Here is a 16,432-nt window from a genome sequence, read left to right as displayed (position 1 = left end):
ACCGCAGCGGCGACGAATGGAAGTTCCGCGCGGTCGGCCAGGGCTACGCCTCCGGCCTGGCCGGCATCACCGCCGACTTCGGCGTCTGACGCGACGCGTGACGCGGGTGGGCCGGAGTTCACCCCGGCCCGCCTGCGGTCGTATGGCCGCTCGCCGCAGGCGGTGCGCCTTGTTCCGCATGCGATGGCTTCACCAGGTCCCGGGACTGCCCCGCACGGGGCTCGACCGTATTGCCAGCCTCGACATCCTGCCGCGCACCTGGCGCCAACAGCCCTCTGCCGCACGCATCCATCTGCGCGAAAGAGCCTGCACCTCACGAACATCATGGCGCCATCGACGAGTTGTCGTCTCCGCTGCACCCCACGCCCCTTGTGCCCGTCGGTCAGATTGCTCGCTGTTCCTTGCGGCGCGCCAGCCTGGCGTGTCCGCCGTCCCCTTGAGGGATGACGGCTTCGGTCTTCCACGTCAGTGCGTCGACGCTGAACCTACGTACATGCTGCGGCGTTCGAGGAGGATGACGTCGCGCCAACGGCCGTGGTGGTGGCCGATGCGTTCGCGGCTGCCGATGGTGCGGAAGCCGGCGCGCTGGTGGAGGGCGAGGCTTGCGGTGTTCTCGGGGAAGATGCCGGACTGGATGGTCCAGATGCCGGCGACTTCGGTCGAGGTGATGAGGGTGTCGAGGAGGGCACGGGCTATGCCGCGGCTGCGGGCTGCCGGGTGGAAGTACACGGAGTGCTCGCCTACGCCGTCGTACGCGCAGCGGTCGGAGACGGCGCTCACGGCGATCCAGCCCAGGACCCGCCCGCCCGTGTCGTCGGTGGCCGCGAACCGCTGATCGGGGAGCTTGGTGGAGTCGAAGGTGACCCAGTCGGGGGGTCGTGGTCTCGAAGGTGGCGTTGCCCTCGTCAATGCCCGCCCGGTAGATGCCAGGACCTCGGTACCGGTGGGCAGTCATGGGTGCGATCTTCACAGCCGCCCCGTGATGGCGTGGACAGCGGCGGGGAAGCAGTCCAGGCAGGCCGCGTTGACTGCGTAGCGGGTGCTGGTGCCTGGCGTTCGGGCGGTACGAAGCGGACCTCGGTCAGACCTTGAGGTGGTGCGAGACGGTCGACTGGCCGATGGTGAGGCGGTCGGTGATCTCGCCGACGGTCATCGGCTGCCGCTCGGAGGCAAGCAGGTGCAGGAGTCGTACGCGGCAGTTGCTCGTTGGTCCAGCGGGTCCCTCGGGTGGGCAGGCTCAGGTCCGCCGGCTTGGCGACGTCGAGAAGCTGATGAAACTCGGCGCGGGCCCGGTCCAGCTGTTTCTATTCAGGCTCTTATCATGCGCGGCGCACATTTGGGTTTGATCGACGATCGACGCAAGTTGTCACTATTCAAGCAACTCGGCACGAGGCTGGAGGAAGTCCGAGCCTGTAACTGTCCATGCGGAACAGCCAATGCTGATGTGGAAACTACTCGCGGCAAAGTATGGCCGAAAGGGCATCTATTCCCGAACAGGTGACCCGCTTGGAATCCAAGCCACGTCCTACGGAGCATTGCCCCCGAACCAGTAGCTGCCTAATTAGCCGCTGCTTTGGCGGCTGGTCTCGCAGGAGCTACGTCGACAGTCCGGTGGACGCGCGGGGCACGCACCACGGAGCTAGTTCCCATGCCAGCGTCCTCTTTGACGGGACGCCGACGGTGTCCCCATGCTAGACGGTCCCGAACCTGCAGCGTGTTCCAGACCGAGCCTCTCGAATAGCAACGGACCGGGGGAGTGGCGTACTACAAGGCTGGCCGATATGCGCGCGAGCCGCTTTGTGACGCTGTGGGGGGTTGCGGCAAACGCCGGCGGGAGCTTTTGCGGCGTCAGATGCGGCCGGTCTCGTGGGCCCACATGGCGACCTCGACGCGGTTTCGGGCGCCGAGCTTTCGCATGAGGCTGGCGAGGTGGGCTTTGGCGGTGCTTGGGGTGATATGGAGCTCGTTGGCGATCTCATTGTTGGTGCGGCCTTGGGCTACAGGCACGAGGACTTCCTCCTCGCGGGCGGTGAGCGGTTCTATCGGCTGCCTCGGTGGTGAGGTCTGTGCGTGGGTGAACGCTGCGAGCAGTCGGACAGTCACGCTGGGTGCGATCAGTGCGTCTCCGGCGGCGGCGGCGTGGATGGCCTGGGTCAGCAGGGCGGGTCCGGCGTCCTTGAGCAGGAACCCGCGGGCGCCGGCTTTGAGCGCCCCGTGGACATACTCGTCGAGGTCGAAGGTGGTGATGACCACGATCGGCAGGGGATCGGTGACGCTGGGGCCGGCGAGGCGTCGGGTGGCTTCGATGCCGTCCATCAGCGGCATTCGGATGTCGAACAGGCCGACGTCGGGGCGCAGCTGGAGCGCCAGGCGGACTGCCTCGCGCCCGTCGGCGGCCGCGCCGACCACTTCGATGTCGGGCTGGGCGTCGAGCAGCATCGTCAGCCCGGTGCGCACGATGGGCTGATCGTCGGCGATGAGGACCCTGATGCTCATCGTGGCGTCCCGGTTCGAGGCAGGACCGCCTCTACCCGCCAGCCCCGCTCGGCGGCGGGGCCTGCGTGGAAGGTGCCGCCGAGCAGTAAGGCGCGTTCCCGCATGCCCACCAGGCCGTAGCCTGCTGGGGCGCGGCCGCCAGCGGTGAAGCCGTCGTCGTCGATGGTCAGCCGTACCTGGTCGGCGTCGCCTGTGACGGCGACGGTGACCTGGGTCGCGTGGCGGGCGTGCCGTCGAGCGTTGGTGATGGACTCCTGGGCCAGGCGGTAGATCGCGGCCCCGACCGCCGGGCTGAGGTCGTCGAACTCGCCGAATAGCGTCACCTCGACGCAGGGACGCGTCTGGCCATCGGTGGCGAGCTGCTCGACCTCGGCCACGCCGGGCTGCGGCGCGAACTCGGTGTCCTGTGTGGCGCGGAGCACGCCGACGATGGCGCGCAGCTCGGTGAGGGTGCGGGTCGCTGCGTCCTCGATGATGGCCAGGGCCTCGATGGCACGCTCGGGGTGGGAGGCCGCGATGGCACGTCCTGCTTGGGCCTGGATGGCGATGCCCGAGACGTGGTGGGCGACGGTGTCGTGGAGTTCACGAGCGAGCTGTTCGCGTTCGCGGGCCTTGGCTTGGTCGATGTCGCGGATGAGGATCTTCGTGTGATAGCGGATCGCGGCGCCGAGCGCGGTGGCGAACAGGAAGAACCCGTATGATGCGACCGAATCCGCCAGGCTGGTGGTGTCGGCGACGTTGGTGATGGCCAGCCAGAGCAGGATGACGCCGAGGCCGCTTGCGGCTTCCCGACCGGAGCCCCACCGGAACAGGGCGTAGGCCAGGATCAGCGCCGCGGAGATGCTGTTCAGCAGGGCGCCTTGCGACCCGGTGAGGATTCTGACGATGTCGACGATCGTCAACGTGCCGAAGGAGACCGCAACCGCGACGAGCGGGTGCGTGCGTCGCCACAGCAGGGGGCCGAGGACCGCGAGCACCGCGAGTAGCAGCAGCGGGCGTGGCGCCAGGTCCTGGCGAAGCACCACTTCCAGCAGGGACCAGCAGATCAGTACTGCGACCAAGGCCCAGTCCCGCGGCCTCCGGTCCGGGGCATTCGTGGGTCGAGGTTCGGCCCACAGCGAGCGGAGTGTGTTGGTGGCCATCTGATCAGCCTAGGCGGCCCGCGTGCTCGGTGTATCCGCCGAAAGTACAAGAGCCCGGCTGTGCCAACGGCCAGGTCGAATCAGGCTCCGCGGCTGATGTGCCCGCCGCCGGCATCCGTGAAGGTGGAAGCACCCACCCAATCGAGCCAGGGAGCATTGTGATGAGAACGCCTCAATCCCATACCGCACTAGAGAATCCGCCGTCCCAGAGCACGCTGGAAGATCTGCGCATGCCCGTGCAGGCCAAGCTCGCAGCAGCATGGACCAGCTTCATGTTCCTCTACATCTATGTCGACTACCTCGCCCTGTACAAGCCCGGCTTCGTCGACGACATCCTGGCCGGCATCGTCCACGAGTTCGACATCGGTCCAACCTTTGTCGCCATTGCGCTCACGCTCATGGCCATCCCGATCCTCATGATCCTGCTCTCCGCGACACTGCCCGCCCGTGTCAACCGCACCATCAACCTCGTCGTAGCAACGCTCTACATCCCCGTCTCGATGTTCAACGCGGTAGGGGAGTCCTGGACCTACTTCTACTTCTACGGCCTCTCCATCGGACTCGAGGTGCTGCTCCTGGCCTTCATCCTGCGCTCCGCCTGGACCTGGCCACGCCGCACCGCATCACCGGCGACCCTGGCAGCCAGCCTCGACAGCGAGCCACTCCGCAGGCCGCAGCAGGCGTGACTGCCCGCCCCGCGCCCGACCATCCTTCGCTCGCGCCACCCGCGGGCACGGTCCATTCAGCGGTGACCTGATGGTCATGCCGGTGTGGCGATGCTCCAGGGATCGCCCAGAAAGGCGTTGCGTAGGGCTGTGAAGACCTCGACGCCGTGGGCTTTGGCCGTGGCGATGTAGGAACGGACGCGGCAGAACGCGGTGAGTCCTCGCATGCTGCGCCAGCTCCCGCTGATCTTGGCTTGGAGCTTGGCCATCCTGATCGCCTGCTCGGCTGGGTTGTCGGTCCACTCGACGTGGAAGTCCAGGGTGAAGTTGAGGACTTGATCGACTCGCTCACGCATCCGTTTCGCCAGCTTGTAGGCGTCGTGGCTGCGGCCGGCGGTCCCGGGGGTGTTCGCGTCGATGCCCTGCTGCGCGGTGTTGAGATACAGATCCCGCAGGCTCTGGCTCGTGGTCGTGGACAGGCCGGCCGCGCCCTGCGTGATCGCGGTGTCGACGGGGCGTCGTGCCTTCTCCAAGGTCTGGCGCATCTGCTCGGCCCACGCCTGATGTTCGGGGTCGGACTCCCACACGGCCTTGAGGTCGCGCAGCAGGTGAGCGCAGCACAGTTGCACCTGGGTGACCTTCCCGCCACGGGTGGTGTCGCTGTATTTGTGGTAGCCGTGCCAGTCATCGCGGATGAGCACTCCGGCGAAGCGCGGCAGGATGTCGAAGCCGTCCATGGCGGCGTGGCTGCGGGTCTGGTGCGCGCCGTACCAGATCAGATTGTCGGTGCGGGCGGTGTAGACGTAGCCGGTCGCGCCGTTGACCGGCACCGGGGTCTCGTCGTGGTGCAGCCGCGGCGCGGCGGCCAACGCGCGTTTCAGGTCGGTCTCGAAACCGACCAGCCGCGTCGACAGTCGCCGCAGGCAGGAGGCGACGAACCCGGTGGACACCGGGCAGCCGAACAGTTCCGCGAGCATCTCAGCGGTCCGCTCCATGCTGACATGCCCGCGATAAGCGATGTGCGCGGCGAACGCCCGCACGTTCGGGCCGTAACAGACCGGCCCGGACACCCCCGCCGGAGGCGGCGCCTGGGTGAGGTGCCCGGCCGAGCACCGCCGCCGCATCAGATCGAACTGGACCTTGCGCAGCGTCACCGGCGGGACGTCCCACTGCTGGACCGGGGTGAACCCCTCACCAGGGGCGTTCGAATCCAGACACTCGCCGCAGGTCGAGCACTCGGCGGGCTCGACTGGCACTGTGTCAGCCAACTCCGAGACCGGCGCGAACTCCAGGCCCGAGCCCGGGTGTCCCCGCTGCCCACCGGGCTTGCGGTCCTTGGACCGTTCTCGCCGCGAGTTCGCCTTATGCCGCTTGGCTGACGGTTCCCGACTGCCCGAACGCGCCGGTCGTGCAGGAGCGGATCGCCGCCGCGCTCGACGGCCGGGCGGCGGAGGTGGAGCTGGTCGAGGTGCGCGAGGAGGAAGAGGCCGCGCTGGGGCATGACCGGCTCGCCCACCGTGCTGATCAATGGCGCCGACCCGTTCGCGGTGGCGGGGGCCGCGCCGAGCGTCTCGTGCCGCCTGTACCGGGACGCGGACGCCCGCACCGACGGGGCGCCGAGTGTGGAGGCCCTGCGCGCCAGGCCCTCACGGGCGGGGGCAGCCGACCCATTGCAGCACCTGTTGTTGGCGTTCGTTTAGCTGTCGGGTCGCTGGCCGTGTTCTGCCGGTCCATCGTCTTCATCGGCCTGAGCACATTGGCTGCAGCACTCGGGCTCAGGGCCGTATCCGCTCGGCCCGCACGGCGCCGTGCCGGGAGCGCGCTAAGCTGCACACGCCCCGCGGGGGAAGTCCGGTGGAAGTCCGGCGCTGACCCGCAACGGTAGGCGGAGTGACGAACCTGTAGGCAGGTCCGTCCCCCGTGAGCCCGATTACCCGCGGCGGTGAAGGCTCCTGACAACTCGCCGTGGACTGCGAGAGGGTGCTGCGCCGGACGCACCACGTCGCGGTCTGCTCCCTTGGCGTGTGGCACGGCCCGAGGCGAAGGCGATCCGCCCGTGGCCATACCTGTCGAACACAGCAGCGCTGCCGCGCCGCCGCACGCTTCCCGAACGGGCACCGGGCCGGCGCCGCCAAGACGCGTGCCGCTGCCACCTCTTCTCGCCGCCCTGTGCGTCGCGCTGGTGCTCTCCGTCGTCTGCGGGGCGGGGATCGGGGCTTCCGGACTCTCCTGGGGCGAGGTGCTGCGCTATCTCTGGTCGGGGCTGGCAGGTGGAGCGATAGCCCCCGACGAGGTGCCGGCGTACACCATCGTCTGGGAACTGCGCTTCCCGCGAGCCCTGCTGGCCGCGGTCGTCGGCGCAGGGCTCGCGGCCATCGGCGTCGCCGTGCAGGCCATGGTCCGCAACGCGCTCGCCGACCCCTTCGTCCTCGGCATCTCCTCGGGCGCGGCAGTCGGCGCCAACGCCGTCATGCTCTTCGGTGCGCTCGGCGCGCTCGGTATCTGGGCGCTGTCCACCGCCGCGTTCTTCTCCGCGCTGCTCGCCATGATGCTGGTGTACGCGATCGCCCGCACCGCTCGTGGTCTGACCCCGATGCGGCTGGTCCTCACGGGCAGCGCGATGTACTACGGCTTCTCGGCCGTCACCACGTTCATGGTGTTCGCGGCCGAGCGCGGTGAGGCGGCCCGCTCCGCGATGATGTGGCTGCTCGGCAGCCTCGGCGGCGCCAACTGGGCCTCCCTGCCCGTTGCCGCGGGCGCCGTGCTCGCCGGCCTCGTTCATCTCACGCTGTCGGCGCGCCGACTGAACGCGCTCGCCATGGGCGATGAGACGGCGGCCGCGCTGGGCGTGGACGCGGGGCGGCTGCGCAAGGAGCTCTTCGTGGTCTGCGCGGCCGTCACCGGGGCCGTGGTCGCCGTCAGCGGTGCGATCGGCTTCGTCGGACTGATGGTTCCCCACGGCGTACGCATGCTGGTCGGCGCCGACCACCGCCGGGTGCTGGCCGTCGCACCGCTGGCGGGCGCGGTCCTGATGATCTGGGTGGACATCCTCTCCCGCGTCGTGATGGCACCGACCGAACTGCCGGTGGGCGTACTGACCGCAGTCATCGGCGTGCCGTGCTTCGTCCTGCTGATGAGCCGCCGCTCGTACACCTTCGGAGGCGCGTGATGCGGATCGACATCGATGACCTGACGGTCGAGACCGCGGGCGCGCGGCTGGTCGAGGACGTCACCCTGCGGGTGGGCGGCGGGCAGCTCGTCGGGCTGGTCGGACCCAACGGCAGCGGCAAGTCCAGCCTGCTGCGCTGCGTCTACCGGGCGCTGCGCCCCACGGCCGGTACGGTCCGGCTCGGCGGGGAGGACCTGCACGCGATGAGCGCGCGCGACGGCGCCCGCCGGCTGGCCGCGCTACCCCAGGAGTCGGTCGCCGAGTTCGACTTCACGGTCACCGAGGTCGTAGCGATGGGACGGCTGCCGCACCAGAGTGCCACGGCCCGCACCACCGCCGGGGACCGGCAGGCCTGCGAGGCCGCGCTGGCGCGGGTCGGCGCCGGACACCTGGCCGACCGCGGCTTCCTCACGCTCTCGGGCGGGGAGAAGCAGCGGGTCCTGATCGCCCGCGCGCTGGCCCAGCAGCCGCAGGTGCTCGTGCTCGACGAGCCCACCAACCACCTCGACGTCGCCCAGCAGTTGGAAGTGCTGTCGCTGGTGCGCGGCAGCGGGCTCACCGTGCTCACCGCACTCCACGACCTCAACCTCGCCGCCGTCCACTGCGACCTGCTCTACGTCATCGAGCACGGCCGGATCGTCGCCTCCGGCGCTCCGTACGACGTACTCACGACCGAACTGCTGACCGAGGTCTTCGGCGTACGGGCGCACCGCGTGCCGCACCCCGAGTCCGGGGCCCTGCACCTGCTCTTCGACCGACTCCCGCCCGCTCAGCCCGCCTCTTAAGGAGCCCCGATGACCTCGCTCGTACGCCCCGCCGCTCTCGCGCTCGCCGCTGCTCTGACTCTCACCGGCTGCGGCGCCGAGGTCACCTCCCGCGACAGCGGGGACGGCCAGGCCAAGGCAGGCGGCCACTATCCCGTGACCATCGAGAACTGCGGTCAGAAGAAGACCTATGGCGCGGCCCCGGAGCGCGTGGTCACCAATGACGTCGGCATCACCGAGATCATGTTCGCGCTCGGCCTGGAGGGCCGCATGGCGGGCTATGTGATGCCGGACGACAGGGGCGATCTCGACTCCGTCCCATGGAAGGACGCCTATCAGAAGACCAAGTGGCTGTCGAAGAAGACGATCAACAAGGAGTTGGTCCTCGACTCCCGCGCGGATCTGGTGTTCGCGGGCTGGAACTACGGCTTCAACGAGGCGGAGGGCTTTACCCCCGCAGAGCTGGAGAGGGTCGGTATCGGCTCGTACCTGCTGACCGAGTCGTGCCGCAACGGGACGGACAAGGCACGTGGTGTGATGCCGCCGCTCGAGGCGCTCTATACCGACCTGCGGAATCTGGGGAAGCTCTTCGACGTCGAAGACCGTGCCGAAGCCCTCATCGCGAAGTTCCAGAAGCAGGTGACCGAAGCAGAGGCGCAGGCCCTGAAGGGAGCCGACCGGCCTCGCGTCTTCCTCTACGACGACGGCCGCGACAGGCCCTTCACGTCAGGTGCGTACGCGGGGCCGCACGACATCATCACCAAGGCGGGCGGCGACCACGTCATGAAGGACCTCGAAGACAGCTGGACGACCGTCGGTTGGGAGACCGTCGTCGAGCGGGATCCCGAAGTGATCGTGATCAACGACTACGGGGACACCGGCGCCGAGGAGAAGAGGAAGTTCCTGAAGTCCTACCCGCCGCTCGCGAACGTCTCGGCGATCAAGCACGACCGTATCGTCGTCCTCGACTACGCGGAGCTGGTGGAAAGCCCGCGCAATCCCGCGGCGATCGCCTCGCTGGCCGCCGATTTGCGCACCCTGACCCGGTGAGAGCACACCAGGCCGATGGCCGGCGCCCTTCTCGGGCACCGGCCATCGGTGTATCACCGTCGACACGGCCGGTGTACTTGCAGCAGCTCCTGACCGGTACTCGCCTGCTAGCCGGCGGTTGGGCGACAGCGGGCGCACACCCCCCCTTGAGCTCCAGGGTGTGCTCGACTTCGGGGAAGCCGGTCGTTCGGGTCACGCCGGCGATCCAGTGGCCGACCACGTCGGTGTCGAGTGGCTGGCCACGCCGACAGTAACGGCAGATCAGGTGGTGGCGGTGACACCTTTCGGGTGGGGACGGCGACGCGGAGGGCTCAGGCCGCGCCGGGGACCAACAGCGGTTCGCCGCGCAGCAGCGCGCTGTCGCGGGGCGGCCAGTCCATCGTCGACCAGGGGTGCCGCAGCTCGTGCTGTTCCGTGACCTCGTGGGGGCGCATGGCACCGAGTCCGCGCGCCTCGTCGTGGCGGGCGTAGGCGCTGTCGACGTAGCGGTGACCGGTGTCGGCGGCGAGGAAGACGTACGTCCTGGAGTCGTCGCGCTCCCGCTCCCAGAGGGTGGTCAGGTACGCCGCGCCGGCCGACAGCCCGGCGAAGATACCGCTGGCCCGCAGGAGTTCGACCGCGCCGGACATGGCGTAGTCGAAGTTCACCCAGTGGATCCGGTCGTACAGCTCGTGGCGGACGTTCTGGAACGGGATGGAGCTGCCGATCCCCGCGATGATCATGTCCGGGTCGGAGACATGTTCGGCGCCGAAGGTGACGCTGCCGAACGGCTGGACGCCGACGAGCGTCACGTCACGGCCCGCCTCGCGCAGATACGTGGCGATGGAGCCGGTCGACGCGCCGGTACCGACTCCGCCCACCAGGGCCAGCGGCCCTTCCGGGACCTCCTTGCCGATCAGGTCGGCGACGTCCCGGTAACCGAGGTAGTGGATGGAGTCGTGGTATTGGCGCATCCAGTGGTAGCCGGGGTTCTCGCGCAGCAGTTCGCCGATCCGCTCCACGCGCAGGTTCTGGTCCAGGCGCAGGTTCTTGGAGGGGCGGACCTGTTCCAGCGTGGCGCCCAGGACCTCCAGCTGCACGCGGAGTGTGCGGTCCACCGTCGTCGAGCCGACGATGTGGCACCTCAGGCCGTAGCGGTGGCAGGCGAGGGCGAGTGCGTGGGCGTAGATGCCGCTGGAACTGTCGATGAGCGTGTCACCGGGTTCGACCTGGCCGGTGTCCAGGAGGTGGCGTACGGCGCCGAGCGCCGAGTAGAGCTTCATCGTCTCGAAGCGCAGACAGACCGCGCCGGGCGCAACGGTCACCACATCGGGTTCCTTGACCGCTTCCGCTATGTGCTCGTGCATGTGGCTCTCCTTCAGGTCAGACGGTGTGGTCACGGCGCAGCGTGAAGAGGTACGCCTGACAGTTGTCGCCCTCCCAGGTCTGGCGGTGCGTGATCCGCGGTGAGAAACCGGCGTCGATGGCGTACTTGACGATGTTCTTCAGCTCCGAGGTGTTGGACACGATCAGGTGCACCTCGCCGCCGGGAGCGAGCAGATCGCGGTCGGCGATCTGGTCGAAGAAGCGCGCCACGATGTCGATGCCCACGCAGACATTGCGGACGACCGTCGGGTCGTCGCTGGTCTTCGTGCTCACCGCGGGCGGGTTGAAAGTGATGACGTCCAGCCGGGCCGAGATGGGGAACTCCTCGAAGAGGTTGGAGACCAGCGGGCGCAAGACCGTGCCCGGCCGGTCGCCGACGATGAGTTCGTAGTGGGCGGCGGCCGTGGCGACGCTGTCCGGGTGGATGTCGGCGGCGTAGATCTCGCGGGCGCCCTTGAGGCCCGCGATCACCGCCTCGACGCCGAGCCCGGCGCCGATGGCCGCGTACGACCGCCCCTCCAGCGGGATGGTGCCGTCCAGCAGCCGGTCGTGGACGATGCGGCTGGTGTCGTCGGGCTTGAAGACGCCGGGCGGCAGCTGGAACGTCCAGCCGTTGTACGTGTAGGTGCGCTGGGTGTGGATATCGGATGTGGAGCTGTTGATGGCGAGGATCTCCGCCCGGGGCAGCGTGTCGGGCAGCGATTCGAGCAGGGCCCACGCGTCGGCCTGTGACGCGGCGGCGCCGGCTGCGGTCGGGTCGCTCATGTGTCCTCCGTGGTCGGGGATGTGATGGGTGGATGTCGTGGGTGTCGTAACCGTGGTGGGTGACGTGGCAGTGGCGGGTGACGTGGCGTCAGGCGTTGGACGTGGACGGGCGGCAGCCCGGATCGGTGTCTGCCGGGTCCGTGATGGTCAGCGCCGTACCGAGGTCCATGGCGCGTACGAGCTGGCGGGTCAGGGTGGCCCGGGGAGCGTGGAGGATCTGCTCGGGTGTTCCGGTCTCGACGACGTGACCGCCGTCGATGACGACGATGTGGTGGGCGACGGCGGCGAGCAGTTGCAGGTCGTGACTTACCCAGAGCAGCGCCGTGCCGTGGTGTGCACGGAGCCTGGCGAGTTCGGTGAGGACCGCTTCGGTCGAGTCGGCGTCCAGGGCGGTCGTGATCTCGTCGCAGACCAGCACGTCCGGGGCGGCGAGTACGGCGCGGGCGAGCGCCGCGCGTTGCGGTTCGCCGCCGGACAGGCTGCCGGGCCGCCGCTCGACTGTGTCCGCGCCCCCACGACGACGAGGGGTGGCAGGGAGTGGCCGAGGACTTCCAGGACCCGCCCCTGGCGCTGGGCGAAGAGCAGCGGGTGGGCGTCGAGCATCAGCAGGTCGCAGGCCAGTTCGGCGCGCACCGCCAGCTGGGCGATGGTGTCGGGCGGCAGCCGCATTCCGTAGGAGTCCGCGACCGCGCGTACGACGGCGATGACATCGCTGGTCGAGCTGCCCATGCCCAGGCCCACCGATATGTCGCCGGTGACGCGCAGCTCCCCGCCGCAAGGCGGCTCCCGGCGCCGCAGCGCACACCCCTCCACGGTCAAGGCCGCTGCGCGGGCGGCCCTCGTACGGTCGCCGGGCAGGACGGCGAGCTGCTCCGGCGGGGTGCCGGGGTGGCGGGTGAACTCGGCCCGGCTGCCCAGTCCGGTCATCGGCAGGGTGACCAGGCCCGCGCACCTGCGCCCGGAGGTGTCGAGGAAGGCGCCCTGGAGGATCTCGCCGTGGTGGCAGGAGACGCGCCCGGCGCCGGAGACGCCGACGCCGGGTGCGGTCCGGTGGGAGGCAGGGCTCACGCCTCGCCCACCGTCCGGTAGCGGTAGAGGGTGGTCGGGTCGGCGCTGAACTGGGAGAAGGGGAAGGGCTCCGCGGACAGGGCGGTCACTCCGGAGCCGAGGAAGGCCCGGGCCACCGCGCTGCCGGTCTGCGCGTAGACGACCAGGGGGATGCCCCGGGTGCGGCAGCGGTCGAGGATGGCGTCGAACGAGCCGTTGCTGAGGGTCATTCCGGTGGCGACCACGGCATCGGCGCGGTCCAGCACCTCGTGCATGTCGGTGGTGACGGGGTCGCCCCACTGGGTGGCCTTGAGGTTGAAGTCGCACGGCAGCGGTTCGCCACCTCGCTCGCGGATCGCCGCGACCAGCGGGTTGACCACGCCGATGAGGCCGACCTTGGCGCCTTCCTCGATGTCGAGCAGTCCGGCGATCGCCGCGTCCCGGGCCTTCGCGCGCACCTCCGGGGTCCCGGCGGGGAGGGTGACCGGCTCGGCCTCCTCCGCTTCGGCGGCCTCCCGGTGCGGGCGCTGCTCGGCCAGGTAGGCGTCGAGGGCGGCGATCCGCAGCGGGCGGGGTGCCTCGCGCAGCAGGACGTCGAGCGGGGTGCCCGAGGAGTCGCGGCAGATGGCCGGGTCGATCTCGCCGGCTTCGAAGGCGCAGCCGCCGAAGGAGCCGCCGAGGCGCACCAGGACGTATTGGTTGAGATAGGTGGTGTTGCCACCGGACAGCCGGGTGCCGTGGTGGATCCAGAAGACGCTGGTCGCCACGAGCTCGGAAGGCAGCGGGCCGTGTTCACCGGCCAGTACGGCCGTGATGAGGGCGTCGACGGTCGGTGCGGGCGCGGTGCCCGTCTGGATGGTCGTCATGAGGTTCCTTGTCTTAGAGCGAGTTGAGGTGCGGTGGTACGGAGGGGCCCGCGGTAGGTGACCGCGGGGTGGCCCAGGGCGTCGGTGGCCAGTTCGGCGTCCACCTCGAAGATTTCGGCGAGGTGCTCGGGGGTGAGGACGGCGGCCGGGGTGCCGGAGGCGACCAGGCGCCCGTGGTGCATGAGCAGCAGCCGGTCGCAGTAGCGGGCGGCGAGCGACAGGTCGTGCAGCGCGACCAGGACCGTCTGGTCGGCGCCGGCCAGCAGCTCCATGAGTTCCAACTGGTGTTTGACGTCGAGGTGGTTGGTTGGCTCGTCGAGGAGGAGGCCGTATGGCTGCTGGGCGAGCGCGCGGGCGATGTGGGCGCGCTGCCGCTCGCCGCCGGACAGTCCCTTCCAGGAGCGTTCGGCGAGTGCGGTGAGCCCGACGCGGTCCAGTGCGGCGGCGATGACCGCCCGGTCGGTGTCATCCGGTCCGCGCCAGCGGTCCCGGAAGGGGGTCCGCCCCAGCCCCACCACGGCGGCGACGTGCAGGTCGGTGTCGAGTCCGGAGTCCTGTTCGACGAAGGCGATCTGACGGGCGATCCGTCGGGCACTCCAGTCCCGTACGGGCCTGCCGTCGTACGAGACCGTGCCCGCGTCGGGCAGGCGCAGACCGGCCAGGCAGCGCAGCAGCGAGGACTTGCCCGAGCCGTTGGGGCCGAGCAGTCCGACCGTCTCGCCCGGAGCGATGTCCAGGCTGACGTCGCGGACGACGGGCGTGCCCGACGCCGACCAGCTCAGTCCTTCGGCTGTGATCCTCACAGGTCACCCCTTTTGCGCAGAACGAGGAGGAACAGCGGTACGCCGAGCAGCGCGGTGATCACGCCGACCGGTACCTCCCGGGGTGCGAAGGCGACCCGTGCCAAGGCGTCGGTCCACACCAGGAACACCGCGCCCGCGAGCGCCGCGTACGGCAGCAGCACCCGGTGCAGCGGCCCGACGAGGAACCGCACCCCGTGCGGGACGATCAGACCGACGAACCCGATGGCGCCGACGGTGGCCACCGCCACCGAGGTCAGCACGGCCGTCACCACGAGCAGCAGCATCCGGGTGCGCCGTACGCCGATGCCCAGGGACGCGGCGGTGTCCGCGCCGAACGCGAGGGCGTCGAGGGAGTTCGCGCACAGCCAGGCGGCCGCCAGCCCGAGCGGCGTGACGATCGCGCAGACCACAACGGCGTCCCAGCGGGCCGGGGCCATGGAGCCCAGGAGCCAGTGGGTGATGGCGCGCGTGGTGTCGGCGTCCGCCGAGGCCATCAGGACGAGCGAGGTCAGGGCGGTGAAGAGCTGTCCGACGACCACGCCCGTCAGGACGATACGGACCGAATCCAGCCCGGTCCGGCGCAGCAGCATCAGCAGCAGGCCGAAGGAGAGCAGCGCGCCGACGAGGGCGCCGCCGGTGACCCCGAGGGTGCCGGCGCCCACTCCGAGCACGACCACGGTGACGGCTCCGGTCGATGCGCCCGAGGACACGCCGAGCAGGTACGGGTCGGCGAGCGCGTTGCGGGTGACGGCCTGGAGCACCGTGCCGCAGACGGCGAGCGAGGCGCCGACCAGGGCCGCCATCAGGACGCGCGGCAGGCGCAGATCCCAGACGAGCGAGTCCACCAGCGGCGGCAGCGGCTCCGTGCCCAGACCGAGCCGGGCACCGAACACCCGGGCGAGATCGGTCCACCCCACGTCGGCGGTGCCGATGCGCACCCCGGCCGCCACCGAGGCGGCCAGCACGACCACCACGGCGAGCAACAGCCCCGCCCTGGCCGGGGCGGACCGGCCGGCCCGGGGCAGGGCGGACGGCGCGGTGGCCTGCGCCGTCGTTGCCGCCCCACGGGCGGACGGATGCAGCAGGTCCACCCGCAGGTCAACCGGTCCTGGACAGCCGACCGGGTCAGCGGACATACCCGAGGTCCTTCATCCCGGCCGCCAGCAGACCCAGGGCGTGCACGGAGCGCACGGAGGCGTCCAGCTCGATGCCCGGGACCTCGATCACCTTGTTGTCGCGCACCGCCGCCAGCTTGGAGATCACCGGGTCCTTGGCCATCGTTTCGCGCTTCTCCGCGGCGCTGTCGCCGGGGCGGCCGCGTTCGGACAGGTCGCCGATCACGATGAAGTCCGGGTTGCGCTTGGCGACTTCCTCCCAGGAGACCTCCGGCCAGTCCTCGTTCACGTCGTCGAAGGCGTTCTTCGCGCCGACGATCCGGCTCATCTCGCTGGGCAGCCCGGTCTTGCCCGCCACGTACGGCATGCCGTTGAAGACGGAGTAGAGGTAGACGACGGTGGGCTGCTTCCCGCCCTGGGTGACCTTCGCGGCGGTTTCACCGGCCTTGGCGACGGCGGCGCGCTGCTCCTGGGCGAGCTTGCCCGCCCGCTCTTCGGTGCCGAAGACCTTGCCGAGCTGCTCGTAGTCGGAGAAGAGCAGTTCGAAGGGGGTCTTTCCGGCCTCGTTCTGCTGCGGGCAGTCCACGGCGCTGACGAAGGCCGGGACCTTCAGAGCGCCCAGCTCCTCACGGGTGCCCGCCCGGTCCTTGGTGTACAGGTCGGTGGAGCCGGCCACGACGAAGTCGGGGGTGGCGGCGCGCAGTTGCTCGCTGGTGGCGATCTTGGGGGCGATGACGGGGATCTTGGCGTACGCGTCCTGGTATTGCGCGGGGATCTTCGTCTTCAGGTTCGCCGTCCCGGCCATCCGGTCCTGGAGGCCGAGTTCCAGAAGGGTTTCCGTCGAGGTCTGGTCCAGGGCGACGGTCCGCTTCGGGGGCTGGGCGAAGGAGAGCTCCTGGCCGCAGCTGGTGGTGGCCGTCGCCGCGCCTGCGGCCTTGGCGGTGGGCTTGTCGGTCGATGCGGGGTCGTTGGCGGCCGTCGAGCAGCCCGCAGTCGTGAGGACGAGGACGAGGGCGATGCCGAGGCGGGCGCGGTGGCGCATGGATTCTCCGGTCTGGAAAGAGCGTGGACGGTGTCGTGCACCGGGCAGGAGTGCCGCGTTCGAAGGGTATCGTAATGGTTATCGTTTTCATTAATGCACTCCGGGGTGCGGTTCACTGAGCCGCAGCCCCGGCACCTGCCGAC

Annotated in this window: 16 protein-coding genes, 2 pseudogenes and 1 riboswitch; of the genes and pseudogenes, 5 read left to right on the top strand and 13 right to left on the bottom strand. The window is 69.8% G+C overall.

Annotated features, from left to right (window positions below):
- The coding region (locus ACWDYJ_RS28820) for a TerD family protein (protein ID WP_451568514.1) at positions 1 to 89 on the top strand (89 nt) is incomplete at its 5' end.
- A gap of 376 nt (positions 90 to 465) precedes the next feature.
- Here ACWDYJ_RS28820 and ACWDYJ_RS28815 read toward each other — a convergent pair.
- The 4 genes and pseudogenes from ACWDYJ_RS28815 to ACWDYJ_RS28800 all read right to left on the bottom strand — a co-directional run bounded on the left by ACWDYJ_RS28815 (position 466) and on the right by ACWDYJ_RS28800 (position 3,557).
- A pseudogene (locus ACWDYJ_RS28815) lies at positions 466 to 955 on the bottom strand (N-acetyltransferase family protein).
- Positions 956 to 1,081: 126 nt separating this feature from the next.
- Complete coding sequence (locus ACWDYJ_RS28810; RefSeq protein WP_451568513.1) at positions 1,082 to 1,153, bottom strand: ArsR family transcriptional regulator; 72 nt, start codon at positions 1,151 to 1,153, stop codon at positions 1,082 to 1,084.
- A 695-nt stretch (positions 1,154 to 1,848) separates the two neighbouring features.
- Positions 1,849 to 2,496 (bottom strand): response regulator, encoded by a 648-nt coding sequence (locus ACWDYJ_RS28805; RefSeq protein WP_451568511.1) that lies wholly within the window; start codon positions 2,494 to 2,496, stop codon positions 1,849 to 1,851.
- Positions 2,493 to 3,557: a sensor histidine kinase gene (locus tag ACWDYJ_RS28800; protein ID WP_451568510.1), complete on the bottom strand. Its 1,065-nt coding sequence runs from the start codon at positions 3,555 to 3,557 to the stop codon at positions 2,493 to 2,495. Before ACWDYJ_RS28800 ends, ACWDYJ_RS28805 begins: the two co-directional genes overlap by 4 nt.
- A 311-nt stretch (positions 3,558 to 3,868) precedes the next feature.
- Between ACWDYJ_RS28800 and ACWDYJ_RS28795 the strand changes: the two genes are divergently transcribed.
- The gene (locus ACWDYJ_RS28795; RefSeq protein WP_451568509.1) at positions 3,869 to 4,324 is read left to right on the top strand and encodes a DUF6326 family protein; all 456 of its coding nucleotides are present in this window, start codon (positions 3,869 to 3,871) and stop codon (positions 4,322 to 4,324) included.
- Positions 4,325 to 4,398: 74 nt separating this feature from the next.
- On the opposite strand, the gene tnpC is transcribed toward ACWDYJ_RS28795, so the two are convergent.
- Positions 4,399 to 5,832 (bottom strand): IS66 family transposase, encoded by a 1,434-nt coding sequence (gene tnpC / locus ACWDYJ_RS28790; protein WP_451568512.1) that lies wholly within the window; start codon positions 5,830 to 5,832, stop codon positions 4,399 to 4,401.
- Between the two features lie 292 nt (positions 5,833 to 6,124).
- Positions 6,125 to 6,260, top strand: a riboswitch (cobalamin riboswitch).
- Positions 6,261 to 6,443: 183 nt separating this feature from the next.
- Here tnpC and ACWDYJ_RS28785 point away from each other — a divergent pair.
- Genes ACWDYJ_RS28785 through ACWDYJ_RS28775 form a run of 3 tightly spaced genes read left to right on the top strand, consistent with a single transcriptional unit; the run spans position 6,444 to position 9,286 of the window.
- Positions 6,444 to 7,472: a FecCD family ABC transporter permease gene (locus tag ACWDYJ_RS28785; RefSeq protein ID WP_451568508.1), complete on the top strand. Its 1,029-nt coding sequence runs from the start codon at positions 6,444 to 6,446 to the stop codon at positions 7,470 to 7,472.
- The gene (locus ACWDYJ_RS28780; RefSeq protein ID WP_451568507.1) at positions 7,472 to 8,257 is read left to right on the top strand and encodes an ABC transporter ATP-binding protein; all 786 of its coding nucleotides are present in this window, start codon (positions 7,472 to 7,474) and stop codon (positions 8,255 to 8,257) included. Before ACWDYJ_RS28785 ends, ACWDYJ_RS28780 begins: the two co-directional genes overlap by 1 nt.
- Before the next feature lie 9 nt (positions 8,258 to 8,266).
- Positions 8,267 to 9,286 carry an ABC transporter substrate-binding protein gene (locus ACWDYJ_RS28775; protein WP_451568506.1) on the top strand — a complete coding sequence of 340 codons (1,020 nt, stop codon included), beginning with the start codon at positions 8,267 to 8,269 and terminating at the stop codon, positions 9,284 to 9,286.
- Positions 9,287 to 9,597: 311 nt separating this feature from the next.
- Here the strand turns inward: ACWDYJ_RS28775 and ACWDYJ_RS28770 are convergent, their stop codons facing one another.
- The 8 genes and pseudogenes from ACWDYJ_RS28770 to ACWDYJ_RS28735 form a co-directional block, all read right to left on the bottom strand.
- Positions 9,598 to 10,632 (bottom strand): pyridoxal-phosphate dependent enzyme, encoded by a 1,035-nt coding sequence (locus ACWDYJ_RS28770; RefSeq protein ID WP_451568505.1) that lies wholly within the window; start codon positions 10,630 to 10,632, stop codon positions 9,598 to 9,600.
- Positions 10,633 to 10,648: 16 nt separating this feature from the next.
- Positions 10,649 to 11,416, bottom strand: coding sequence for a methyltransferase (locus ACWDYJ_RS28765; RefSeq protein ID WP_451568504.1), 768 nt, complete (start codon positions 11,414 to 11,416; stop codon positions 10,649 to 10,651).
- An 88-nt stretch (positions 11,417 to 11,504) separates the two neighbouring features.
- Entirely contained in the window at positions 11,505 to 11,834 is a 330-nt protein-coding gene (locus tag ACWDYJ_RS28760; RefSeq protein ID WP_451568515.1) for a hypothetical protein, read from the bottom strand.
- Between the two features lie 212 nt (positions 11,835 to 12,046).
- Positions 12,047 to 12,343: pseudogene (locus ACWDYJ_RS28755) on the bottom strand (GHMP family kinase ATP-binding protein); the annotation flags it as partial.
- Positions 12,344 to 12,480: 137 nt separating this feature from the next.
- On the bottom strand, positions 12,481 to 13,329 hold the full coding sequence (locus ACWDYJ_RS28750; protein ID WP_451568503.1) for a Rossmann-like domain-containing protein: 849 nt from the start codon (positions 13,327 to 13,329) through the stop codon (positions 12,481 to 12,483).
- Entirely contained in the window at positions 13,326 to 14,132 is an 807-nt protein-coding gene (locus ACWDYJ_RS28745; RefSeq protein ID WP_451568502.1) for an ABC transporter ATP-binding protein, read from the bottom strand. Before ACWDYJ_RS28745 ends, ACWDYJ_RS28750 begins: the two co-directional genes overlap by 4 nt.
- Entirely contained in the window at positions 14,129 to 15,268 is a 1,140-nt protein-coding gene (locus ACWDYJ_RS28740) for a FecCD family ABC transporter permease (protein ID WP_451568501.1), read from the bottom strand. The genes ACWDYJ_RS28745 and ACWDYJ_RS28740 overlap by 4 nt, the downstream gene beginning before the upstream one ends.
- Entirely contained in the window at positions 15,258 to 16,289 is a 1,032-nt protein-coding gene (locus ACWDYJ_RS28735) for an ABC transporter substrate-binding protein (RefSeq protein WP_451568500.1), read from the bottom strand. Before ACWDYJ_RS28735 ends, ACWDYJ_RS28740 begins: the two co-directional genes overlap by 11 nt.
- Positions 16,290 to 16,432 lie beyond the last annotated feature (143 nt).

This window comes from Streptomyces sp. NPDC003042 (genome assembly GCF_053591315.1).
This window is presented reverse-complemented; position numbering and strand designations above follow the sequence as displayed.